Origin of the sequence: Bacillus sp. SIMBA_074 (assembly GCF_046534555.1) — a bacterium.
In the GTDB taxonomy this organism is placed as follows: Bacteria; Bacillota; Bacilli; order Bacillales; family Bacillaceae_G; genus Bacillus_A; species Bacillus_A mycoides.
This window is the reverse complement of sequence record NZ_JAWRYM010000809.1, coordinates 1-257: the sequence shown is the minus strand read 5'-3', so window position 1 is coordinate 257 and position 257 is coordinate 1. Positions and strand designations below refer to the sequence as shown.

Sequence of the window (257 nt, the reverse complement as noted above, 5' to 3'; positions counted from 1 at the left end):
CAAGGTGGGAATAATGCAGGGCATACAATAAAATTTAATGGCGTTACCTATAAACTGCATTTAATTCCGTCAGGGATTTTTTATAGTGATAAAATTTGTGTCATTGGAAATGGTATGGTGGTTGATCCAAAAGCTCTTGTAGAGGAGCTTGCTTATTTACATAGTCATGGAGTGAGTACGGATAATCTTCGTATCTCTAACCGTGCACATGTCATTCTTCCTTACCATATCAAATTGGATGAAGTCGAAGAAGACCG

Annotated in this window: 1 protein-coding gene; it reads left to right on the top strand. The window is 37.7% G+C overall.

The window, feature by feature from the left end; translation table 11 throughout:
- On the top strand, window positions 1-257 hold a 257-nt coding region (locus tag SB773_RS33000; protein WP_410594642.1), incomplete at both ends, for an adenylosuccinate synthetase.